The organism is Nocardioides sp. (genome assembly GCF_025965415.1).
Taxonomy (GTDB): domain Bacteria; phylum Actinomycetota; class Actinomycetes; order Propionibacteriales; family Nocardioidaceae; genus Nocardioides.
In genome coordinates, this window is sequence record NZ_JAOPWY010000119.1 from 22,530 (window position 1) to 45,147 (window position 22,618).

21 protein-coding genes are annotated in these 22,618 nt (G+C 71.6%); 13 read left to right on the plus strand and 8 right to left on the minus strand.

Annotation, left to right across the window (positions count from 1 at the left end):
* Positions 1-122 precede the first annotated feature (122 nt).
* Complete coding sequence (locus JWN97_RS12565) at positions 123-974, minus strand: response regulator transcription factor (protein WP_363321289.1); 852 nt, start codon at positions 972-974, stop codon at positions 123-125.
* A gap of 161 nt (positions 975-1,135) precedes the next feature.
* Positions 1,136-1,936: a GNAT family N-acetyltransferase gene (locus JWN97_RS12570; protein ID WP_297623023.1), complete on the minus strand. Its 801-nt coding sequence runs from the start codon at positions 1,934-1,936 to the stop codon at positions 1,136-1,138.
* 106 nt (positions 1,937-2,042) lie between these two features.
* Here JWN97_RS12570 and JWN97_RS12575 point away from each other — a divergent pair, with 106 nt between their 5' ends.
* Positions 2,043-3,779 carry a DEAD/DEAH box helicase gene (locus tag JWN97_RS12575; RefSeq protein ID WP_297623024.1) on the plus strand — a complete coding sequence of 579 codons (1,737 nt, stop codon included), beginning with the start codon at positions 2,043-2,045 and terminating at the stop codon, positions 3,777-3,779.
* Between the two features lie 210 nt (positions 3,780-3,989).
* Here JWN97_RS12575 and JWN97_RS12580 read toward each other — a convergent pair whose 3' ends face one another.
* Together JWN97_RS12580 and JWN97_RS12585 are read right to left on the minus strand one after the other, a co-directional pair.
* Positions 3,990-4,559, minus strand: coding sequence for a YceI family protein (locus JWN97_RS12580; protein ID WP_297623026.1), 570 nt, complete (start codon positions 4,557-4,559; stop codon positions 3,990-3,992).
* 149 nt (positions 4,560-4,708) lie between these two features.
* The gene (locus tag JWN97_RS12585) at positions 4,709-4,834 is read right to left on the minus strand and encodes a hypothetical protein (protein ID WP_297623028.1); all 126 of its coding nucleotides are present in this window, start codon (positions 4,832-4,834) and stop codon (positions 4,709-4,711) included.
* Between the two features lie 247 nt (positions 4,835-5,081).
* Here JWN97_RS12585 and JWN97_RS12590 point away from each other — a divergent pair, with 247 nt between their 5' ends.
* Positions 5,082-5,342, plus strand: a complete 261-nt coding sequence (locus tag JWN97_RS12590) for a hypothetical protein (RefSeq protein ID WP_297623030.1) — start codon at positions 5,082-5,084, stop codon at positions 5,340-5,342.
* Positions 5,343-5,395: 53 nt separating this feature from the next.
* Positions 5,396-7,219 (plus strand): glutamine--fructose-6-phosphate transaminase (isomerizing), encoded by a 1,824-nt coding sequence (glmS, locus tag JWN97_RS12595; RefSeq protein WP_297623032.1) that lies wholly within the window; start codon positions 5,396-5,398, stop codon positions 7,217-7,219.
* Between the two features lie 292 nt (positions 7,220-7,511).
* Here the strand turns inward: glmS and JWN97_RS12600 are convergent, their stop codons facing one another.
* Together JWN97_RS12600 and JWN97_RS12605 are read right to left on the minus strand one after the other, a co-directional pair.
* Positions 7,512-9,065, minus strand: coding sequence for a glycerol-3-phosphate dehydrogenase/oxidase (locus JWN97_RS12600; RefSeq protein WP_297623034.1), 1,554 nt, complete (start codon positions 9,063-9,065; stop codon positions 7,512-7,514).
* Positions 9,062-9,652, minus strand: a complete 591-nt coding sequence (locus JWN97_RS12605; RefSeq protein WP_297623036.1) for a TetR/AcrR family transcriptional regulator — start codon at positions 9,650-9,652, stop codon at positions 9,062-9,064. Before JWN97_RS12605 ends, JWN97_RS12600 begins: the two co-directional genes overlap by 4 nt.
* Before the next feature lie 17 nt (positions 9,653-9,669).
* On the opposite strand from JWN97_RS12605, the gene JWN97_RS12610 reads away from it, so the two are divergent.
* Complete coding sequence (locus JWN97_RS12610) at positions 9,670-11,253, plus strand: FAD-binding oxidoreductase (protein WP_297623037.1); 1,584 nt, start codon at positions 9,670-9,672, stop codon at positions 11,251-11,253.
* Positions 11,254-11,365: 112 nt separating this feature from the next.
* Here JWN97_RS12610 and JWN97_RS12615 read toward each other — a convergent pair whose 3' ends face one another.
* A complete protein-coding gene (locus tag JWN97_RS12615) occupies positions 11,366-12,058 on the minus strand; it encodes a pirin family protein (protein ID WP_297623039.1) in 693 nt (230 codons plus the stop codon).
* A gap of 42 nt (positions 12,059-12,100) precedes the next feature.
* Between JWN97_RS12615 and JWN97_RS12620 the strand changes: the two genes are divergently transcribed.
* On the plus strand, positions 12,101-13,426 hold the full coding sequence (locus JWN97_RS12620; protein ID WP_297623041.1) for a GH1 family beta-glucosidase: 1,326 nt from the start codon (positions 12,101-12,103) through the stop codon (positions 13,424-13,426).
* A 382-nt stretch (positions 13,427-13,808) separates the two neighbouring features.
* Here the strand turns inward: JWN97_RS12620 and JWN97_RS12625 are convergent, their stop codons facing one another.
* Positions 13,809-14,102: a GIY-YIG nuclease family protein gene (locus JWN97_RS12625; RefSeq protein WP_297623043.1), complete on the minus strand. Its 294-nt coding sequence runs from the start codon at positions 14,100-14,102 to the stop codon at positions 13,809-13,811.
* A gap of 251 nt (positions 14,103-14,353) precedes the next feature.
* Between JWN97_RS12625 and JWN97_RS12630 the strand changes: the two genes are divergently transcribed.
* The 8 genes from JWN97_RS12630 (at position 14,354) to JWN97_RS12665 (ending at position 22,482) form a co-directional block, all read left to right on the plus strand.
* Positions 14,354-14,884 (plus strand): hypothetical protein, encoded by a 531-nt coding sequence (locus JWN97_RS12630; protein WP_297623045.1) that lies wholly within the window; start codon positions 14,354-14,356, stop codon positions 14,882-14,884.
* Positions 14,885-14,963: 79 nt separating this feature from the next.
* Positions 14,964-15,956: a hypothetical protein gene (locus JWN97_RS12635; protein ID WP_297623047.1), complete on the plus strand. Its 993-nt coding sequence runs from the start codon at positions 14,964-14,966 to the stop codon at positions 15,954-15,956.
* Positions 15,953-16,696 carry a hypothetical protein gene (locus JWN97_RS12640; protein ID WP_297623049.1) on the plus strand — a complete coding sequence of 248 codons (744 nt, stop codon included), beginning with the start codon at positions 15,953-15,955 and terminating at the stop codon, positions 16,694-16,696. The genes JWN97_RS12635 and JWN97_RS12640 overlap by 4 nt, the downstream gene beginning before the upstream one ends.
* Positions 16,696-17,100: a hypothetical protein gene (locus tag JWN97_RS12645; RefSeq protein WP_297623051.1), complete on the plus strand. Its 405-nt coding sequence runs from the start codon at positions 16,696-16,698 to the stop codon at positions 17,098-17,100. The genes JWN97_RS12640 and JWN97_RS12645 overlap by 1 nt, the downstream gene beginning before the upstream one ends.
* Before the next feature lie 23 nt (positions 17,101-17,123).
* The gene (locus JWN97_RS12650; RefSeq protein WP_297623053.1) at positions 17,124-18,179 is read left to right on the plus strand and encodes a sulfotransferase family protein; all 1,056 of its coding nucleotides are present in this window, start codon (positions 17,124-17,126) and stop codon (positions 18,177-18,179) included.
* Complete coding sequence (locus JWN97_RS12655; protein WP_297623055.1) at positions 18,179-19,117, plus strand: hypothetical protein; 939 nt, start codon at positions 18,179-18,181, stop codon at positions 19,115-19,117. The genes JWN97_RS12650 and JWN97_RS12655 overlap by 1 nt, the downstream gene beginning before the upstream one ends.
* Positions 19,114-20,904 (plus strand): glycosyltransferase, encoded by a 1,791-nt coding sequence (locus JWN97_RS12660; RefSeq protein WP_297623057.1) that lies wholly within the window; start codon positions 19,114-19,116, stop codon positions 20,902-20,904. The genes JWN97_RS12655 and JWN97_RS12660 overlap by 4 nt, the downstream gene beginning before the upstream one ends.
* The gene (locus JWN97_RS12665) at positions 20,905-22,482 is read left to right on the plus strand and encodes a glycosyltransferase family 2 protein (protein WP_297623059.1); all 1,578 of its coding nucleotides are present in this window, start codon (positions 20,905-20,907) and stop codon (positions 22,480-22,482) included.
* Positions 22,483-22,618 lie beyond the last annotated feature (136 nt).

A 22,618-nucleotide genomic window follows, 5' to 3' on the forward strand; every position in this document is an offset into this window, starting at 1 on the left:
CGGTCGCGATGCCGATCGGTGCGCCGCGCCGTACGCACACTTCCCAGCCCGTCCCGATGGTATTCGGAAGGGGCTGGGAAGGTGTTCGAATCGGCGAACCCGCGCGGCGGCGGCGCCGGCGCTCAGAAGTCCAGGCCGCGGGCCCAGTCCTCGGAGTCGATGCGCGCGACCAGGTAGGGGCCGCCTCCTGCGCGCCGCTCCTGCTGCTGTCCCTCGCGGTCCATCCGGTAGCCGATGCCTCGGATCGTGTGGATCCAGGTGGCGTCGGAGTGCCGGCGCAGCTTGCCGCGCAGGTTGGCCACGTGCACGTCGACGAGGTGGTGGTCGTGCGTGAGCGCGCTGCTCCAGATGGCGAGGACCATCTCCTCGCGGGTGCAGACCCGGGAGAGGTGGGTGGCCAGGTATTCGAGCACGTCGTACTCGATGCGGGTCAGGTCGACGATCTCGTGATCGACCTGCACCTCCCGGCGCGCGGAGTTGATGACCAGGCCGGCGCCGCACGAGATGGTGCTCGGCTCGTCGGCCGGCTGGGACGGGCTCGGCACGAGCGGAGGCTGGGACGCCGCGGGCGTCTCGTCGGTCGTCGTACCGGCCGAGCGTGGGCGGCGGAACAGCGCCGCCACGCGTGCTCGCAGCTCACGCGGCGAGAACGGCTTGAGCACGAAGTCGTCGGCGCCGACCTCCAGGCCGATCAGCTTGTCCACCTCGTCGGACCGCGCGGACACGATGACGATGTAGCAGTCGCTGGTCTCCCGGATGCGTCGGCACACCTCGATGCCGTCCATGTGCGGCAACGTCAGGTCGAGCGTGACCAGGTCGGGTGGATCGGCTGCCGCCACGTCCACCGCTGCTCGTCCGTCGCGCGCCGAGGTGACTCGGAAACCCGCCCCCTCGAGGGTCTCCACCAGCGCCGAGGAAATGTCCGGATCGTCTTCGACGACCAAAGCGTGTAGATCTTGCACGAGTACCCCCACAGAAAACCCGAAGCAGGGACCCCACGTCCCCGCATGGCGCCGCCCGATCTGGCGTCGATCGATGGTAATGGCAGCCCACCCCGTCTAGGAATTGATGTTCCGTCCTGTGGATGAGGTGTCTAGACCACCACAGATGAGCGGAATCTTTTGCAACCCACCCTTCAGGGTGCGATTTCCTTGGTCGTTCCCACGTCGATCCCACGGTTGACCCAGATGTGGTCGGTCACCATGCCGACCCGCTCGTAGAGGCCGAGGGCCCCGGACGGTGCCCCCGCCGTCCACGACCACGCGCAGGTTCCACGGCTCGAACCCCGGCCGTGCGGTGGTCGCGGCCTCGAAGTCCTCGAAGTCCTCCCGCTCGCGCACCGACCACTCGAGGAAGGCCTCCTCCAGCACGTCGTGGGCGGCGCGCACCTCCCCCGGCTCGGCCGCGCGGACGACGTACCCCTCCGGCAGCTTCCGCTCCGGGATCGTCGCGCCGGCGGGCAGCATGAGCACCCAGCTGGTCCACCGCACCCGGAAGCCGAGCTGTTCCAGGAGCCGGTCGCCGGGAGAGCCCTGCGGACGGGCATCCCCACCACGGTCGACCCGACGCGGCGGCCGAGGTCCTGCAGCCAGTGGGCCAGCCAGGTGCCGATCCCGCGGCCGCGGTGGGAGGGCAGGACGGCGGTGTCGGCGCGGTCGGCGCCCATCAGCTCGGCGTACGCCACCAGGGTGTCGCCGTCGAACACGCCGACCGAGCGGGCTCCGAGGTCGTGGCTCGGCCGGGCCCAGTCGCTGACGATGTCGGACTCCTCGATGGCGACGACCCCCATGTCCTCGAGCTCCTGCGCCGCCATCAGCTCGAAGACGGCGCGGGCGTCGGTCTTCTGCAGGGGCCGGGTGATGAGGCCCGCGGGGAGATCGGGGAGGGTGGGCGCCGACAGGTCGCGGCGGGGCTGCTCGGGCACGGCGTCGGGCATGGGGGAAGTGTGCTGCCTCACGTGCGGCGCTGTCGCGCGCTTGTCCACGTCCCCGTGGCCGGCTGGGGAATGTCCGATTCCCTCGTGAGGCCCTACCGTTGTTCGGGTGAGTGACGACCAGACCGAAGCCCCCCAGCAGACCTTCTCCGACCTCGGCCTCTCGCCCGAGGTCCTCAAGGCGCTGGCGGACGTCGGCTACGAGACCCCCTCGCAGATCCAGGCCCAGACCATCCCGCCGCTGCTGGAGGGTCGCCACGTGGTCGGCCTGGCGCAGACCGGCACCGGCAAGACGGCCGCCTTCGCGCTGCCGATCCTGTCGCAGCTCGACTTCTCCCAGAAGACGCCGCAGGCCCTCGTCCTCGCCCCGACCCGCGAGCTCGCGCTCCAGGTGTCGGAGGCCTTCGAGAAGTACGCCGCCCACATGAAGGGCGTCCGCGTGCTGCCCATCTACGGCGGCCAGGGCTACGGCGTCCAGCTCTCCGCGCTGCGTCGCGGCGTGCACGTCGTCGTCGGCACGCCGGGTCGCATCATGGACCACCTCGAGAAGGGCACCCTCGACCTCTCGGAGCTGCGCTTCCTCGTCCTCGACGAGGCCGACGAGATGCTCAAGATGGGCTTCGCGGAGGACGTCGAGACGATCCTCGCCGACACGCCCGAGGACAAGCACGTGGCGCTGTTCTCGGCGACCATGCCGGCCCAGATCCGCCGCATCTCCAAGAAGTACCTCGACAACCCGGTCGAGATCACCGTCAAGAACAAGACGTCGACGGTCTCCTCCATCACCCAGCGCTACCTGATCGTGTCCTACCCCCAGAAGGTCGACGCCCTCACGCGCATCCTCGAGGTGGAGAACTTCGAGGGGATGATCGTCTTCGTCCGCACCAAGAACGAGACCGAGACGCTGGCCGAGAAGCTGCGCGCCCGCGGCTACTCCGCGATGGCCATCAACGGCGACGTCGCCCAGGTGCAGCGCGAGCGCACCATCAACCAGCTCAAGGCCGGCAAGCTCGACATCCTCGTCGCCACCGACGTCGCGGCCCGCGGCCTCGACGTCGAGCGGATCAGCCACGTCGTCAACTACGACATCCCCACCGACACCGAGTCGTACGTCCACCGCATCGGCCGCACCGGCCGCGCGGGTCGCTCCGGAGACTCGATCGCCTTCGTCACCCCCCGCGAGCGCCACCTGCTGCGCGCGATCGAGAAGGCCACCCGCCAGCCGCTCACCCAGATGCAGCTGCCGACCGTCGACGACGTCAACGCCACGCGCCTCTCGCGCTTCGACGACCAGATCACCCAGGCGCTGGCCCAGCCGGAGCGGATCGACTTCTTCCGCGACGTGGTCTCCCACTACGTCAGCGAGCACGACGTGGCCGAGGTCGACGTCGCCGCCGCGCTGGCCGCGGTGATGCACGGCGAGCAGCCGCTGCTGCTCGAGCCGGAGCCGGAGCGCTCGACCCGCACCTTCGACGAGCGGCCCACGCACGGCGGCAAGGCCCAGCGCGAGCGCGCTCCCCGCGGTGACCGCGCCGACGTGCCGATGGCGACGTACCGGATCTCGGTGGGCAAGCGCCACAAGGTCGAGCCCCGCCAGATCGTCGGCGCGCTCGCCAACGAGGGCGGTCTCTCGCGCGGCGACTTCGGCTACATCTCGATCAAGCCGGACTTCTCGCTCGTCGAGCTGCCGGCCACCCTGCCCGGCGGCACCCTCGAGCGGCTCTCCGGCACCCGGATCTCCGGGAAGCTGATCGAGCTCGAGCTGGACAAGGGCCCTCAGCGCGCCCGCTCCGGCGACCACGGCAGCAGCAGCGGTGGCGGCTACAAGGGCAAGAACCCCCGCTGACCTGACGCTTGTGCACGCAGACGCAGTGCCGACCTGGCGCGTGTGCACGCGCATGACGCGCTGACCTGGCGCATGTGCACGGGCCTCGTGCGCACAAGCGTCAGCTCGGCAGGTGCTGGGTGCGCACAAGCGTCAGGTCGACAAGAACCCCCGCAGCCGGTGGCTGGCGGGGGTTCTCGACGCTCAGTCCGAAGGACTGCGGGGGAGGGCTCAGGCGTTGCGGATCGCCGAGATGTCGAACTCGAGCTTGATCTTCTCGGAGACGAGGACGCCGCCGGTCTCGAGCGCGGCGTTCCAGGTGAGGCCCCAGTCCTTGCGGTTGATGGTGGTCTCGCCCTCGAAGCCGACGCGGACGTTGCCGAAGGGGTCCTGGGCCGAACCGGTCTGCTCGAAGTCGATGGTGACCGACTTGGTGACGTCCTTGATGGTCAGGTCGCCGGTGATGGCCCAGTCGCTGCCGTCACGCTTCACGTCGGTGGAGACGAAGGTGATCGTGGGGTAGGTCTCGGTGTCGAAGAAGTCGCCGGACTTGAGGTGGCCGTCGCGGTCGGCGCTGCCGGTCTCGATGGAGGTCACGTCGACGGAGAGGTCGACCTTGGAGTCGGCGGGGGTCTTCTCGTCGATGTGGGCGGTGCCGGTGAACGCGCCGAACTGGCCGCGCACCTTGGTCACCATGGCGTGGCGGGCCACGAAGCCGAGGCGGCTGTGGCTCACGTCGAGGGTGTAGTCGCCGGAGATGTCGTCGATGGCGGTGGTGGGGGCGTCGAAGGCGGTAGACATGCTGGCTCCTGGAAGTGGTTGGTAGAACTTTCAACCACTAGAACGAACGGCTCCTGCGGTTCATTCCCCGGAGGTGGAAGCAATTCCCCTGCGGGCCCGAAATGCATCGAGCCACGCCCCTGGGGGGCGTGGCTCAGGCGTGGCAGCGCTCAGGCGGCCGCGGTGTGGGCCGCGGCGGGCACCGACCAGCGTGCCTCCATGTGCGTGCGACCCGACGCGTCGGTGACGGCGACCCACCTGCAGACCGGTGCTCCGGTCGTCTCGTGCTTGCTCATGCGACACCTCCCGTTCACTTCCTGTTCACTTAAGGTACCACGTCCCCACTGACGCACCGTGTTTTCGCTCAAGTTTGTAGCGGATCCTCCACCTGTGTCGCCGCACGCCTCCCGCCACCGCCATGTTGCTCCACTTGTGACACAAGTGGCGGTGTCTGTCTGGAGCACCGAAGGCGCAAAGGACGATATCTGCCCGATTGCGGGCAGGAAGTTGCCGATCGACGTGGCGCACGGGCACACTCCTGGGGTGCTGGACCCCGCCCTCGTCGCCCACGTCGTCGCCACCACGTCGCTGACCCCGGGCGAGGCGGCGCGCGTCGTCGAGGACGTGATCGCCTTCCACAGCCAGCCCGTGGAGGTCTACGTCCGCGAGCGGCACGCGCGCCTCCAGACGTACGGCGCCAGGAACGCCGAGATCTTCACCCGGATCGCCGAGGAGCTGCGCGAGCGCGTCGTCGCGGCGCCCGAGCTCTCCGAGCGGCAGCTGCGGCGCATCGTCTACGGCTAGGTCTCGCTCGACCCCTTGATCCTCGAAGCCCTCTCACGAACCAGGAGCACCCCATGTGCGGAATCGTCGGCTACATCGGCCGCCAGGACGCGGCACCCGTCGTCCTCGAGGGACTGACCCGTCTCGAGCACCGGGGCTACGACTCGGCCGGCGTCGCCGTCCTCGGCAACCGCGGGATCCGCGTGGCCAAGCAGGCCGGGCGGGTGCGTGAGCTGACCGAGGTGCTGCCCAAGCGCTTCACCGGCACGACCGGCATCGGCCACACCCGGTGGGCCACCCACGGGCCGGCCACCGACGCCAACGCGCACCCGCACTCCGACGAGTCCGGCCGGGTCGCGGTGGTGCACAACGGCATCATCGACAACTCGGCCGCCCTGCGCGCCGACCTCACCGACGCGGGCGTGACGCTCGCCAGCGACACCGACACCGAGGTGCTGGCCCACCTCGTGGCACGCAGCGACTCCGACACCCTGGAGGGCAAGGTCCGCGACGCGCTGCGCGTCGTCGTCGGGACCTACGGGCTCGCGGTGCTGCACGCCGACTTCCCCGACCGCATCGTCGTCGCCCGCAACGGCAGCCCGCTGGTCGTCGGCGTGGGCGACAAGGAGATGTACGTCGCCTCCGACCTCGCCGCGATCGTGCGCCACACGACCACCGTGGCGATGCTCGACGACGGCGAGATGGCCACCGTGACGGCCGCCGGCTTCACCACGATGCGCCACTCCGACCTCGCGTCGACCGGCAAGACCGCGACCGAGGTCGACATCGACGCGTCGGCGTACGACGCCGGTGACCACGAGTCCTACATGCGCAAGGAGATCCGCGAGCAGCCCACCACCGCCCAGGCGGTCCTGCGCGGCCGCCTCGACGAGCGCTTCGGCACCGCGCACCTCGGCGGTCTCGACATGGACGCCCGCGACCTGCGTGCGGTGCGGCGGGTGAAGATCCTGGGCTGCGGCTCGGCCTACTACGTCGGCCAGATGGGGGCGGCGCTCATCGAGGAGCTCGCCCGGATCCCCGCCGACGCGGAGGCCGCCAGCGAGTTCCGCTACCGCGACCCGGTGATCGAGCCCGACACCCTCTCCGTCGCGGTGAGCCAGTCCGGCGAGACGATCGACACCCTGCTCGCCGTGCAGGAGGTACGCCGCAAGGGCGGGCGCTGCGTCGGACTCGTCAACGTGGTGGGCTCCGCCATCGCGCGCGAGTGCGACGGCGGCATCTACCTCCACGCCGGACCGGAGGTGGCGGTGGCGAGCACCAAGGCGCTGACCAACATGTTCCTCGGCTTCGCGCTCCTCGCGCTGCAGCTGGGACGGGTCCGCGACCTCTCGATCGCCGACGGCAAGCGGCTGGTCGCCGGTCTCGAGCGGCTGCCCGGCCAGATCGAGGAGATCCTCGCGGGCGAGGACGCCCTGGTCGACGTCGCCCGCTCGCTGGCCGAGGCCCGCAGCCTGTTCTTCATCGGCCGCGTGCGCGGCTTCCCGGTCGCGCGCGAGGGCGCGCAGAAGTTCAAGGAGATCAGCTACCGCCACGCCGAGGCCTACCAGACCTCCGAGCTCAAGCACGGCCCGCTGGCGCTGATCGATCCCGAGGTGCCGACGGTCGCACTGGTGCCGCGCGACGAGCTGACCGAGCGCAACATCGGCGCGCTGCACGAGATCGACGCCCGGCAGGGTCCGCTGGTGGTCATCACCCACGCCGAGGTCGACCTCGGCGAGATCGGCGCGCGGCGCATCGACGTGCCCCGCAACGAGCCGGAGCTCGACCCGATCCTGCTCACGATCCCGCTGCAGCTGCTGGCCTACCACGCCGCCCAGCACCTGGGTCACGACATCGACAAGCCGCGCAACCTGGCGAAGTCGGTCACCGTCGAGTGAGGCCAAGGACGTACAGGCACGCCGACCCCCGAACGACGTGGAGGCCGCCGACATCCCGCCGCGCGGCGGCCGAGATGGAAGGCCGCCCCTTGCCGCATGGGGTCGGCAAGGGGCGCGCCGTGGAGAACGATCCCACCTGACCGACGCCCTGTCCGAGGTTCCCTCGAAGTACTCGCGCATTTTGCTGTTGCCTGCGTCACCCGTGGTGGAAACCGTCGTCCCGTGGTGCGGGAGAGGACGGAATGAGCGGCCCAGGCGTCCCTCGTCGCACGGCGCGCCCGACGGGGAGACGCTAGCCGCGGGCGAGTGGTCGTGACCCGGTGGCGACGAGGTCGAGCGCCCGCCGGGCCAGCGGCTCCGTGACCGTCCGGTCGTTGGCGACCAGGCCGACGCGCGTACGCCGGTCGAGCAGGTCGGCGACGTCGTGCGCGCCCTCGTGGGTGATCGCGAAGACGAGCTCGGCGAGCGTCACCGGCACCTCGTCGGAGACGGGCGTGAGCAGCTCGTCGTCGGCCAGCCCGGTGACCTCCCGGGCGGTGGCCAGGACCTGGTCGGCGTCGGTGCCGAAGCGGCGTACGAGCCGGGGCGGGGCGCTCGACCGGCGCAGCTCCTCCGCCGGTGCGGCACCGACCAGGGGGAGCGAGCCGGTGCGGCACGGGCCGGCCGCGAACCGCCCGTCGGCGACGAGGGTGTCGAGGGTGTCCTCGGCCATCCGGCGGTAGGTCGTGAGCTTGCCGCCGACGACGGTCGTCACACCGGTCGCCGAGGTGAGGATCGCGTGCCGGCGCGAGAGGTCGGCGGTCGTGCCCCTGCCGGCGACCTCGAGCAGCGGGCGCAGCCCGGCGAAAGAGCCGACCACGTCGGCGCGTGTCGGTGGGGTGGTGAAGGCGGACGCGACCACGCCCAGGAGGAAGTCGACCTCGGCCTCGCTCGGCGTCGGGACATCGGGCACCGGACCGGTGACGGGCTCGTCGGTGAGGCCGACGTAGAGGGTGCCGTCGGGCTGCGGGAGCACCATCGCGAAGCGGGCGGTGGTGCCCGGGATCGGCACCATCACCGCGACCCGGGTGTGCGGCAGCACCGACCCCCGCAGCACGAGGTGGGTGCCGCGGCTCGGCCGGAGCCGCACCTGGTCGTCGAGGTCGCCGGCCCAGACGCCGGTCGCGTTCACGACCGCGCCGGCCCGGACGACGTGGGTCTCGCCGGTCAGCTCGTCGCGGAGGTGGACGGCGGTGCCGGTCGCGGCGGTCACCCGGGCGCGCGTGCGCACGTCGGCGCCGTACGCCGCGGCGGTGCGGGCGACCGTGACCACGAGCCGGGCGTCGTCCTCGAGCTGCCCGTCCCACGCGAGCAGCCCGCCGCGGAGGGTGTCGGCACGCAGCGACGGCGCCAGGTTGAGCGCCTCCGTCGCATTGAGCCGGCGGGGCCGCGGCAGGGTGCGGGTGGTGGTGTGCGCGCTGCGTCGCAGCACGTCACCGGCCTGGAGCCCGGCCCAGGTCATCGCCGTACGGCTGCGGGACAGCGCGTCGTTGACCGGCGTCAGCATCGGCAGGGGCCGGGTGAGGTGGGGGGCGGTGACGTGCATCAGGATGCCGCGCTCGACCGCGCTCTCGTGGGCGATCGCCAGCTGGCCCTGGGCGAGGTAGCGCAGGCCGCCGTGCACGAGCTTCGACGACCAGCGCGAGGTGCCGAAGGCCAGGTCGTGCGCGTCGACCGCGAGGACGCTCAGCCCGCGGGTCGTCGCGTCGAGGGCGACGCCTGCTCCCGTGATGCCGAGGCCGACGACCACCACGTCGACGTGGTCGGGGATGCCGGCCAGGCCGGGGGTGATGCGTCGGGCGCTCACGGCGCGAGTGATCCGGTGATGAGGCGGGCGAGCTCCGCGTCGAGGTCCGCCAGGCCCACACCGGCGTCGACCATCGTCAGCGCGGAGAACACGAACCCGTGCCCTGCGAGCATCAGCGACCGCGCCATCAAGACGGCATCGCCCTCGCGGATGGCCCCGGAGCGCTGACCGCTCTCGATCTCGGCGGCCAGGATCTCGATGAGCGCCTCCTGCGAGCGGCCGCGGCGGGAGAGGAGGTAGGGGAGCATCAGGTCGGGGTCGAGCTCGACGATGCGGACGAAGAGCTCGTTGTCGCGCAGCGCCCGCACCGTGGACAGCGCGGCCGCGGCGATGCCGGACGGGGTCGTCGTGTCCGGCGCGGCCACCCGGGTCGCGGCGGCGATGCCGACCCACTCCCGGGTCATCAGGTCGCCGAGCAGGGAGCCCATGTCGGACCACGCGCGATAGATCGTCATCCGCGAGACGCCGGCCCGCCTCGCGACCTCGGTGAGCGTCGTACGCCGCCACCCGACGTCGAGGATGCAGTCCCGGGCGGCGTCGAGGTAGGCGTCGAGCCGAGGTTCCGGGGTGTGACGAAGTGACGACATATGTCACACTGTAACGCATGACCGCCGAGACGCCCATTGTCGAGATGCATCCCCAGCGTTGGGGCGACCCCGCCGCCGCCACCGACCTGCCCGCGTCGGCCCGCGGCCTGGTCGAGCTGGCCTTCGGCCTCCAGGACCGGCCGGCGACGACCGGCGCCACGCCTCCCGCGAGCGCGCTGGCCGACGCCCTCCTCGACGGGCTGCGGGCGATCGTCGGCACCGAGCACGTCCTGGTCGACGACCAGACCCGCACCCTGCGCACCCGCGGCAAGTCCACGCCCGACCTGCTGCGCGCCCGTGCCGGGGACCTGTCCGACGCCCCCGACGCCGTGGTGCGCCCCGACGGGCACGGGGAGGTCGCCGCCGTGCTGGCGTGGGCCCACGAGCACCGTGTCGCGGTCGTCCCCTTCGGCGGCGGCACCTGCGTGACGGGCGGCCTCGCGGCCCGGCGCGACGGCTTCGCCGGACTGGTCAGCCTCGACCTCGTCCGGATGAAGCGACTGCTCGCCGTCGACGAGGTCTCGATGACCGCCACCCTCCAGCCCGGGCTGCGCGGGCCCGAGGCCGAGGCCCTGCTCGCCGGGCACGGGCTCACCCTGGGCCACTATCCGCAGTCCTTCGAGCACGCCTCCATCGGCGGCTTCGCGGCCACCCGGTCCAGCGGCCAGTCGAGTGCCGGCTACGGCCGCTTCGACGCCATGGTCGTCGGCCTCACCGCCGCGACGCCGACGGGGCCGCTCGATCTCGGCTCGTCGCCCGCCAACGCCGCCGGGCCCGACCTGCGCCAGCTGCTGCTCGGCTCCGAGGGGGCCTTCGGCGTCATCACGTCGGTGACCCTGCGCGTACGACGTGCGCCCGCCGTGGCGACGTACGAGGGCTGGTGCTGGCCGTCCTTCGACGCCGGGTCCGACGCGATGCGCACCCTGGCGCAGTCCGGCCTGCTGCCCACCGTGATCCGGCTCTCCGACGAGTCGGAGACGGCGGTCAACCTCGCCGACCCCACGTCGATCGGCGGGACCGACGACCCGGGCTGCCTGATGATCACCGGCTACGAGGGCACCGCCGAGCAGGTCGCCGCCAGGCGCGCCGCCGTGACCGCGGTGCTGGGCGATCTCGGCGGCACCGCACTGGGTGAGGAGCCCGGCCGGACGTGGGTGCACGGCCGCTTCGGCGCCCCCTACCTGCGCGACTCCCTGCTCGACCACGGCGTGCTCGTCGAGACGCTGGAGACCGCGACCTTCTGGTCCAACCGCGAGCGGCTCCACGCCGACGTGAGGACCGCGCTGCAGGAGTCGCTCGGCGAGGGATCGCTGGTGCTGTGCCACGTCTCGCACGTCTACGAGACCGGCTGCTCGCTCTACTTCACCGTCGCCGCGCGGCAGGCCGACGACCCGCTCGCCCAGTGGCAGGTCGCCAAGGCTGCCGCCAGCGACGCGATCGTCGCCGCCGGCGCGACGATCACCCACCACCACGCCGTCGGCACCGACCACAAGCCGTGGCTGGCCCGGGAGATCGGCGACGCGGGCGTGCGGATGCTGCGCGCGGTCAAGGCGGAGGTCGACCCGGCCGGGATCCTCAACCCCGGGGTCCTGATCCCCTGAGCGTGCCGCTGGTTGAGCAGCGAGCGCAGCGAGTGTGTCGAAACCGAGGTGCTGGCGGTGGCCGTGGTTTCGACTCGGGCTCGTTCCTCGCCCGGCTCAACCGACGGCGGGGTCAGGCAAACGCCCAGACCAGCAGCTCGCTCGCCTCGTCGGCGCGCACCAGGTGGCCCGGCTCGTCGGTGAGGCGTACGGCGTCGCCGCCACGCAGGGCGAGCCCGTCGAGCGAGACCGCCCCGGTGGCCGCGAAGACGTGCTGGCGCGGGTCGTCCGGCAGGACGACCGACGCACCCGGATCCAGCCGCGCCACGAGCAGCCGGGCGCCTCGGGTGCCGATCGGCAGCCCGTCGCCGCCGACCACCTCGACGAGGTCGGTGCCCGGCGCCGGCGCCCCGCCCAGGACGTACGACGGCTCCGTCCCCGGGGTGGTGGGCGTGACCCACGCCTGGATGAAGCGGCACCGGCCCGACGAGGGGTCGGCCACCTCGCTGTGCCGGATGCCCGCGCCGGCCGACAGCACCTGCGCCCGACCGGCCTCGACGACGTGCGAGGCGCCCGTCGAGTCGGTGTGCACGAGCGCGCCCTCGAGCACCCAGGTGACGATCTCCAGCTCCGCGTGCGGGTGCTCGGGATAGCCCGCGACCTCCGAGCCCGTGGGGTCGAGGAGGTCGTCGTTGTGGCAGACCAGGGGACCGAAGCCGAGGTTGGCCGGGTCGTAGTGCGGACCGAAGGAGAATGAGTGCTGCGTCACCCTCCCCGCGTCGGTCGACGACGACCTCTCCCAACCGGCGTACAGGGTCACTGACATGCCGATATCTTCGCGGATGTGCCTTCCCCGCAGGACTTCCCGATGCTCCCACCCGGTTTCCGTTTCGGAACCAGCACGGCGAGCTACCAGATCGAGGGCGCCGTGGCGGAGGACGGTCGCGGCCCGAGCATCTGGGACACCTTCGCCGCCGAGCCCGGCCACGTGGTCGACGGCAGCACCGGCGACGTCGCCTGCGACCACTACCACCGGGTGGATGAGGACGTCGCGCTGATGAAGGAGCTGGGCACGGGGGGCTATCGCTTCTCGATCGCCTGGCCCCGCATCCAGCCGACCGGACGGGGGCCGGCCAACGAGAAGGGGCTCGCGTTCTACGACCGGCTCATCGACACGTTGCTGGCCAACGGCCAGCAGCCGATGGTGACGCTCTACCACTGGGACCTGCCCCAGGCGCTCGAGGACGACGGCGGCTGGCTCAACCGCGACACGGTCGACCGGTTCGCCGACTACGCCGCGATCGTCGGAGAGAAGTTCGCCGACCGCGTCGAGCACTGGGTGCCGATCAACGAGCCCAACGTGGCCTCGATCCTCGGCTACGGCATGGGCACCCACGCCCCCGGCAAGGAGCTGCTCTTCGACTGCCTGCCGGCCGCGCACCACCTCCTGCTCGCCCACGGCCGCGCCGCGATCGAGCTGCGCAGGGCGGGGGCGACGTCGATCGGCTGCGCCAACAACCACTCGCCCATCTGGCCGGCGAGCGACGACGACGCCGACGTGGGGATGAGCAAGATCTTCGACGCGCTGTGGAACGGCACGTTCCTCGAGCCGATGCTGCTCGGTCGCTACCCCGCCGACCTGATGCCGCTCTTCGAGGGCGTCATGCGCGACGGCGACCTCGCGACGATCCGGCAGCCGCTCGACTTCTACGGGGTCAACTACTACAGCCCCCTGAGGGTCGCCGCTGCCGACGAGGACTCCGACATCCCGTTCGACTTCCGCGAGGTCGTGGGCTACCCCACGACCGAGTCGGGCTGGCCCGTCGTGCCCGACTCGCTGCGCGAGTGGCTGGTCACCTTCCGTGCGCGCTTCCGCGCCGCCCTCCCACCGATCTACATCACCGAGTCCGGCTGCAGCTACGGCATGGGCCCCGACGAGCACGGGGTGGTCGATGACCAGGTCCGCATCGACTACCTGCGCGCCCACATCGGCGCGGTGTCGGAGGCGATCACCCGCGGCGTCGACGTACGCGGCTACTACTGCTGGTCGCTGATGGACAACTTCGAGTGGGCCGAGGGCTACACCCAGCGCTACGGCCTGGTGCACGTCGACTACGAGACCCTGAAGCGGACCCGGAAGAACTCCTTCCACTGGTACGCCGACCTGCTCGCCGCGCAGCCCCAGCACCTGTGACGGCCCGCTGGTTGAGCAGCGAGCGCAGCGAGCGTGTCGAAATCAAGGTGCCGATGGTGACCTTGGTTTCGACTCGGGCTCGTTCCTCGCCCGGCTCAACCGGCGGGAGAGTGACGGCCCGTTGGTTGAGCAGCGAGCGCAGCGAGCGTGTCGAACCCGAGGTGCCGATGGTGACCTTGGTTTCGACTCGGGCTCGTTCCTCGCCCGGCTCAACCGGCGGGAGAGTGACGGCCCGCTGGTTGAGCAGCGAGCGCAGCGAGCGTGTCGAAACCAAGGGGCCGCGGTGGCTTTGGTCTCGACTCGGGCTCGTTCGGGAGAGTGACGGCCCGCTGGTTGAGCAGCGAGCGCAGCGAGCGTGTCGAAACCGAGGTGCGACCAGGGCTCAGTCCTGTTTCGTACGCCAGTAGCCACGAGCGAGCTCGGGGAGGTCGGTCTCACGACCTTCGATCAGGGCGATCCGTTTCGCCCGGGACCAGCCCTGGATCTGCTTCTCGTAGAAATAGGCCTCGTCCACCCGCGCGAAGTCGGCGGCCCACACGAGCCGGACCGGTCGCCGGCGCTTCGTGTAGACGGCGCCCAATCCTTCCTGGTGCTCGTACACCCGCTGCTCTAGGTGCACTGTGCTTCCGACGTAGAAGCTGCCGTCCGAGCACTCGAGGATGTAGGTCCAGGCCATCGGCTCAGTTCAGCCGACCCGCTGACAACGCGACAGGGCCTTCGTTCGATCTGTGGATGGCCTGGGTTTCGACTCGGGCTCGTTCCTCGCCCGGCTCAACCGGCGGCGGGTGTGCGGAGGGTGGCCTGGGTTTCGACTCGGGCTCGTTCCTCGCCCGGCTCAACCGGCGGCGGGTGTACGGAGGGTGGCCTGGGCTTCGACGCGGCTCAACCGGCGAGGGTCGCTGTCCGGCGCTTTGGCAGACTGCCCGCATGGCCGACGACCAGATTCCTGACCGTCCCGTCCCCGACCGCCCGGTGCCCGACCGTTCGGGTGCTCCGGGTGGCGGCTTCTCCGGAGGCTCGTCGAACAACTACGGCATGACCTGGGTGGCCCTGGTCGCCCTGCTCCTGATGGTGGTCGTCGTGGGCTGGCGGCTGTTCGACTTCTGGGACAGCCGGCAGCCGCCGTCGGGCGTCTCGACGCAGGAGGCCACGGTCCTCGGCTTCGAGGAGCTCGGGCCCAGCCGCGCCGGGTCGAGCTCGCCGGAGTACTCGTCGGTCGTCTTCGAGCTTCCTGACGGCACGCAGGCCTCCGCCCTCTACGAGCTGCGCCGCCTCGGCGACTACGAGAAGGGTGACGAGATCACGGTCTACGAGACGTCGGGCGAGTGGCGCACGACCGCCGAGAAGGCCTGGGGAAGCACCATCGGCTGGGCGCTCGGCATGGTCGCCCTGCTGGTGATGATCGCGGGCTGGTTCCGGGTGCGATCGAGGGTCAGGAAGGGCGAATCCCCGCTCTGACGGGGCTTTCCGCGTTTGCCGGTGGTGGCGGTGGGTAGGAGTCGGGTCGACTTCGACGACTCCGACAAGGACCGCAACCGTGAGCTTTCAAGTGGACCCCGACGCGCTGACCGCAGCGTCCAAGGTCGCGTCCCGGCAGCACGACCACATCGGCACGATCGACGACTACATCCGGTCCTCGTGCAGCAACTTCGGTGCGTTCTCCGGGGTGCTCAACCTCTTCCAGGGCAGCTATGAGTCGGCGGTGAGCACCGCTCACGACGGCATGCGTGACTCCCGCGCCGTCGCCACCAAGGTCAGCGACGCGTTCATCGACTCCCGCGACGACTACCTCGACACCGACCAGGCGACGTACGACCGCTTCCGCGCGTTGTCGCCGACGCCGGCCGACTTCCCGCCGTACGACCCCGCGGGCAGCGGCAACGACACCCCCGGCGGCCCGGTGACCAACGCCCCGCAGGACGGCGCCAAGATCCCCGACCTCGAGGACAAGCACCCGGGCATCTCCGACGGCTCCGAGGCGCTGGGCGACAAGGTCAAGCCCCGCACCGACGTCGACAAGGTGCCGCCGTGGATGGACCCCCAGAAGGCCGCCGAGGACCGCGTCAACGACGCCATCGAGCGGCGCACGGACGAGTACAAGTACTACCACTCGATGGGCTACAGCGACGAGGAGGCCCTGCAGTACGCCAAGGCCGACGGCATCGACGGCCGGGCCGACACGGTCAACCACGACCGGATCAACCGCAACGCGGAGACCGCCTACAACGACGAGTACGACCGCGCGATCGCCGGCGGCGCCAGCGAGGAGGACGCCCGCGACCGGGCCAACGACGCCTACGCCGACTCCCGCTCGCGCGACTCGGCCGACCACGACCGTCGCAACGACATCGGCAGCACCGCGAGCACCTACCAGGACCTCTACGACGAGGGGAAGAAGACCGTCGACGGGGTCAACGACCTCGTCGACAGCGTCAACGAGATCGGCGACAACGCCGGGGACCTCGACGAGTACGACGACTACGAGTCCGAGCACGAGGACGAGAGCGCACAGGAGTGGGCAGGCCGATGACGATCACCGAGCACGTCAACCCGATCTCCGCGGTCTCCGGCGGCACCCCGCCGGGCACGCAGGGGCAGTACATCGAGGACAAGAAGGGCGAGTGCGGCCTGATCATCCCGGCGATCGACGGCATCGTCGACAAGATCACCGGGTGGAGCCTGCTCGAGGCGCTCTTCAAGCCGGTCGCCGGCGACTTCAACGCCGTCTCCTCGATGCAGCTGGCATGGGGCAACGTCGGCAACGCGTGCGCGGGGGTCGGGCAGAACTACACGTCGCTCGGGCAACAGCTGCCGTCGGTGTGGCAGGGACCCGCCGGCAGCGCCGCGACGTCGCGGATGGGCGACATCGGCGAGATGCACGCCGACCAGCAGGAGGCCTCGGGCTACATCGCCGAACAGCTCGGGCACGTCATCGAGGTCGGCAAGGCCACGCTCGACGTGCTCGTGATCGCCATCGACTTCATCGACAGCATCATCCAGGAGCTCATCGTCTCCGCCCTGGCGGGACCGATCGGCTGGGTGAAGGCCGGGGTCACGGCGCCGGGCAAGGCCCGCCGCGTGGTCGAGCTGATCCACAACGGGCTGCGCGCGATCGAAAAGCTCACCAAGGCCGCCGAGGCGCTGCTCAAGGTGCTGCGCTACGTCAACGCCGGCCTCGGGGGCGCCAACACCGTGCTCACCTCGATCAGCACCGCGCAGCACGCCGACGCGGGCAACCGCACCGACGACTCCGCCGAGCAGGGATTCTGATGGCACTCTCCGACGACCCGGGCCTCCAGGCCGCCCTCGCCGAGTCCCGGCAGCAGGCCCGCGAGGCCACCGCGTCCCTCAAGCAGCTCGCGGCCCACCTCGGCGCCGAGCGCGACAAGTTCAAGGCCGAGTCGGCCCGCCGCATGCAGGAGATGCAGGGCCAGGCCCGCCGCGGCGAGCTCGGTCCCGACCAGGAGCGCCTCCAGCGGCGCGTGGATGCGGGTGAGACGTCGTGGCGTGACATCGCCTCCGGCGTCGACGAGGACCCGAGCGCCGAGGTGGCCCGCGTGCACCTCTCCACCAACCTCACCGCGCTGCGCGAGGAGCTCGAGGACGACGAGGCCTTCCAGGAGGCCAACGCCGCCGCCCGGGCCCAGCAGGAGCAGGCCGACCCGGAGCACTGAGCCCCACCGATAGTGTTCGACGCATGAGCAGTCGTCGCGTCGTGTTCGTCGTGGGCTCGGGCCGCAGCGGCACGAGCACGATGGCCGGGACGCTGCGCACGCTGGGCCTGCACGTGCCGCAGCCCGAGGTGGTCGCCGACGCGACCAACCCCAAGGGCTTCGGCGAGCCGCGCTGGGTCGTCGACCTGCACCACGAGCTGCTCCAGCGCAGCAACGTCCAGGTCTCCGACGCGCGACCGCGCGCGTGGCTCGACACCGGCACCACCAGCGGCGACCACGCCACGCGCGAGCGCGTCACGGCGTGGCTGGCCGAGCAGCTCGCGGTCGGTGACGAGCTCGTCATCAAGGACCCGCGAGCCTCCTGGTTCCTCGGCCTGTGGCGTGCGGCCGCCGACCGCTGCGACGCCACGTCGTCGTACGTCACCATGCTGCGGCCGGTCACCGAGGTGGTCGGCTCCAAGCAGACCTATTACGGCCAGATGGGCGCCGGGTCCGACCAGGGCGCCATCACCCGCACCGCCGCCTGGGTCAACATGATGCTGCACACCGAGCGCGCCACCCGCGGCCAGCAGCGCGCCTTCGTCCACTACGGCGACCTCCTCGACGACTGGACCCGGCCCGTCTTCGCGCTCGGCGAGGTCTTCGACCTGGCCGCCGTCAAGACCGCGATGGCCGTCGACATCGCCGAGGTGCACCGCTTCATCGACCCCTCGCTGCGCCGGGTCACGATGACCTGGGACGACATCGGCGTGCCCGACCGGCTGCGTGAGCTCGCCGACGAGACCTGGCAGGCGCTGGACGCCCTCTCCGGCGACGACTCGAGCGACAATCAGCAGTGGTGCGACCAGCTGCGCACCGCCTACGCCGCTCAGTACGCCGAGGCAGAGGCGTTCGCCCACTCGACCGTCGTGGCCCAGCGGCGTACGGCGGCAGCACAGGCGCGCCGCGAGGCGAGCGAGCAGTCCGGCCGCAGCGGAGCCGACCGGGTGCCCCACGCCGTGCGCGCCATGGTGCCGCCCGCCGCGCGGGCCAAGCTGCGCCAGGCGTTGGGCCGGGAGCGCCCCCAAGGATCCGCCTGATGCCCGACATCGCCTCGCTGGAGGGGGATCCCGCCTACGACGTGACGTGGCCGTGGACCTCGGGGGAGCCGCTGGCGCCGGGCCTCACCTGTGTCTTCCGGGTGCGCAACGAGGCGCGCAACCTGCCGTGGGTGCTGCCCCCGATCTTCTCCGCGGTGCAGCACGTGCTGCTGGTCGACAACGGCTCCGATGACGGCACCGCCGACGTGGCGCGCCGCGTCGCCGACCACTGCGGGGCTGCCGACCGGCTCACGGTCCTGGACTACCCCCACCGGGTGGCGCGTGCGGGTGGGGAGCACCTCGCGACCCCGGCGACGAGCGTCCACTCGCTGACCCACTTCTACAACTGGTGCTTCTCCCACGTCCGCACGACCTACTCGATGAAGTGGGACGGCGACATGGTCCTCACGCCGGAGGGTGCCGGGATCCTGCGCGACCTGTCGTGGCAGCTCGAGCCGACCCGTGCGATCGTCGCGATGCCGCGTCACCCGCTCACCGTGGTCGACGAGTCGACCGGGTGGCTCGACCTCTCGCTGCGCTTCCTGGAGCCGTGGGTCTACCCGATGGGCCCGGACTTCACCTTCGTGAAGGCCTTCGACTGGGAGCTGCGCGAGTTCCCCCCGGGCGTGGAGCGGATCGTGCTGCAGCAGGGCCTGTGCGTCGAGGTGAAGTGGCTGGACGCCGACGAGTACGCCCACTGGCGGCGCGACGGCGTCGACTTCACCAACACCCGCCTCTACCGCAAGCTGCGCGAGTTCGAGGTGGACGAGGCGATCCGCAACGGCGACCCCGAGGCGCTCGGCGGCCTGGTGAAGGTGACCGCGCCGCCGGGCGTGCACATCATCGACCACGTCAGCCGTGACTGGCTCTGGCGCCAACCCCGTCCCCTGGTGCAGCACTCGCTGCCCTCGTCCCTGAAGGAGCGCGTGCGGCCGTGACCTCCCAGCACCCCCTCGACGACGTCCGCCTCCCGGGCCCCACCCTGGTCCTGGTCGACGACTCCGACAGCCTGGCGCTCGACGCGCTGCAGGGCATCGAGGACGTCGCGGGCATCGAGCCGCAGATCGTCACCCTCTCCGCCCTCACCGGACCGCTCAAGGGCTGGGGCTCCGTGCTCGTCGTCGCCGCCGACCGGTCCCGGCTGCGACGGATGGCGAGCGCCGTACCCCTGCTGGGGCAGTGCAAGGTCGTCGCCTGCTGGCTCACCGACGCGCCCACCCCGTGGGTGCTCGTGCCCCGTCCGGAGTGGCCGCGGCTCGTGCACCTCGCCGCCCGCGAGGCCGGTGACCGCGGGGTCCTGACGGTCGTCCGCTTCGCCGCCGGGGCCCGCGCGCAGCTGGTCGTGATGGAGATGGCGCGGCAGGCAGCCGGACCCGGCGACACCACGCACGGGGGGCTCGTCGTCTCGTACGCCGGTCGGCCCGCCGCTCCCGGCCTCGACGCGCGCAGCGTGGTCCTGCCCGACGTCACCGGTGCCGGCGACGCCGCACGCGACGTGCCGCCCGACGTCGTGATCGCCCGTCGCGGTGGCGAGGTCGCCGGGCACCACGTCATCGACCGCGCGCCGACGGTGGTCACCGACCCCGGCCCGGAGCCGGTCGACGAGCGGGTCTTCAACCCGATGGGCTTTCGCAAGGACTGGGACCACCCGGTGGTCGACCTCGCGAGGATCAGCCGCGGACCGGTCACCGAGGGTGTCGTCGCGGCCGCGCGGGCCTTCCAGGGGGTGCGGCTCTCCGCGGAGACGCCGACCGCCGACCTCCTCGCGCTGGCGATCTCCGGGGTGCCGCTGGAGACCGGTGGCGTCATCGACGTCGCCCCGCCCCTGGCCGCGGCACTGGACGCGCCTGTCGACCTCGACGACCCGCTGCGGCGCGAGGAGCACAGCCTCGCGGTGCGCCGCGCCGCCTTCGACCACCACTCCACGCTGGCCTGGCGGTCCGCGCTCGCCTCGCGCGCCGGCGTACGACACGTCGGGCTGCCCGCGGTCAGCGCGCTGCTGGCGACCAAGCGGCCGCAGATGCTCGACTTCGCGCTGCGCCAGGTCGCGCGCCAGCGAGGCGCCGACGTCGAGCTGGTGCTGGCCGCCCACGGCTTCGAGCCCGACCGCGACGCCGTACGCCGGGCGCTGGGCGACCGGCCGCACCAGGTGCTGACCTTCGACGAGTCGGAGTTCTTCGGCGACGTGCTCACCGGTGCCGCGCGGGCCGCGTCGAGCGAGGTGCTGCTCAAGGTCGACGACGACGACTGGTACGCACCCGACGCGGTCCACGACCTGCTGATGGCGCGTCGCTTCTCCGGGGCAGACGTGGTCGGCATGCCGTCGGAGTTCGTCTACCTCCACCGCGACGACCTCACCGTGCGCCGCAACCACCCCTCGGAGATCTTCGCCCGCTTCGTGGCCGGCGGCACGCTGCTGATGGATCGTGGGCTGCTCCGCTCCCTGGGCGACTTCCGCCGCGTCCGCAGGTTCGTCGACGCGCAGCTGCTCGCCGGCGTCGAGGCCGCGGGCGGCCGGATCTACCGCACGCACGGCCTCGGCTACGTCCTGCGGCGCACCGGCGAGGGACACACTTGGGAGCGCGACGACGAGGAGTTCCGACGACCTGACATCGTGGCCTCCGAGTGGACCGGTTTCCGGCCGAGCCTGGCGCTGGAGGTCGACCCGCTCGACCGGCCCGGCACGAGTCCGTCGGAGACCGGACCACAGGACGGGGGACAGTGAATGCCGCGGCAACCAGTGGTGCGCCACAACGACTGGAGCGCGCTCACCCCGCCGACCCTCGGTGACTGGGAGCCGACGCTGTCGGTGACCGTCGTCGTCCCGACGTTCAACTACCAGCGCACGCTCCCCTACGTCCTCGCCGGTCTCGCCGCGCAGTCCTACCCCGCGCACCTGCTCGAGGTCCTCGTCGTCGACGACCAGAGCTCGCCCACGCAGGAGCTGCCCGAGGTCCGCCCGGAGAACACCAGGCTGATCCGCGTCGAGGAGGGCTGGGGCCGCGCCAATGCCTGCCACCTCGGCGCGCTCGCCGCGGAGGGCGACGTGCTGCACTGGTACGACGCCGACATGCTCGCCTACCGCGAGGAGGTCGAGGCGCACGCCCGCTGGCACCACCTCGTCGACTACGCCGTGCCCGGTGGAGACAAGCGCTTCGTCGACCCGGCGTCCCTCTTCGACCTCGACCCCGCCGTCGTACGCGACCGGGTGGTGGCGGGCGGGGCCGCCGACCTCTTCCCCGGCGAGCAGCACGAGCCGCACCAGTGGGTCGAGGACTACTGGGCCAAGACCGACGACCTGCGCACCGCCGGGCCGCGGGCGCAGCGCTTCCACATCGGGATGACCGGGTCGGTGTCGAAGGCGCTCTACTTCGACTCCGCGGGCTTCGACCGCACGCTGCGGCTCGGCGAGGACATGCACCTCGGCCACTCGCTCGCCCAGGCCGGCGGCGTCTTCGTCGTCGAGCGCGAGGCGAAGAGCTGGCACCTCGGCCGCTCGCAGGTGCTGCGTCGCGCCGAGCAGGTCAACCGCTACAACGACCCCTACCTCGCCGACCTCGTGCCGACGATGCGGCCCAAGCGCAACCGCCGCGGGCGCGCCTACCAGGTGCCCTATCTCGAGGTCGTCGTCACCGCAGGGCCGGCCGACGAGACGGTCCACGTCGTCGACTCGCTCCTCGACGGCGACGTCCCCGACCTGCGCGTGACGCTCGTCGGTCCGTGGGGATCGGTCCACGACGACCGCGTCCAGCCCGTCGAGGACCCCGTGCTGGAGACCCGCATCGTGCACCGCTCCTACCTCCACGAGCCGCGGGTCCGCCTGGTCGAGAGCCCGCCCGCCTCCTCCGACGCGGAGTTCGTCCTGACCCTCCCCGACGTCTCGATGGCCCCGCTGCCCGCGACGCTGTCAGCGCTCCTCGACGACCTCGACCGCACCCACCACGGCGCCCGCCTGCTGTCGTACGACGGGGGAGCGGTCGCGCGGCTCGAGCGCACGTCGGCGCTGGCCCGGGTCGCCCGCCTCGCGGCCGACGGTGACGACCGCGACGCGCTGCTGGACGAGTCGTTCGGTGTGAAGACCTATGCCGCGGCGTCGGTCGGCTTCGTGCCGGTCGAGGAGCGCGACGTGGAGCGCTTCACCCTGGGCGCCCGCCCGCCGATGGACCCGGCGAAGTCGGAGAACCGGCTGATGAAGGCGCTGCGCAGAACCGACGTGCTGCCGCCGGCCGGCCTCGGCTCCGCGCCCGAGGCCGTCGCCGACCCCGATCAGGGCAAGCGGGGGATCTTCGGCCGCCGCCGCTGAGCCGAGTCTGATCGTCCCCGTGCCGAGCGGTGATCCAGCCACATCCGCGGGCTGCAGAGTGTGGCTCCGCCACCGCTGATGGCGCGTGTCAGCGTGGCTCGCGCAACTGCGGTGATCCAGCCACAGTCAGCAGCGC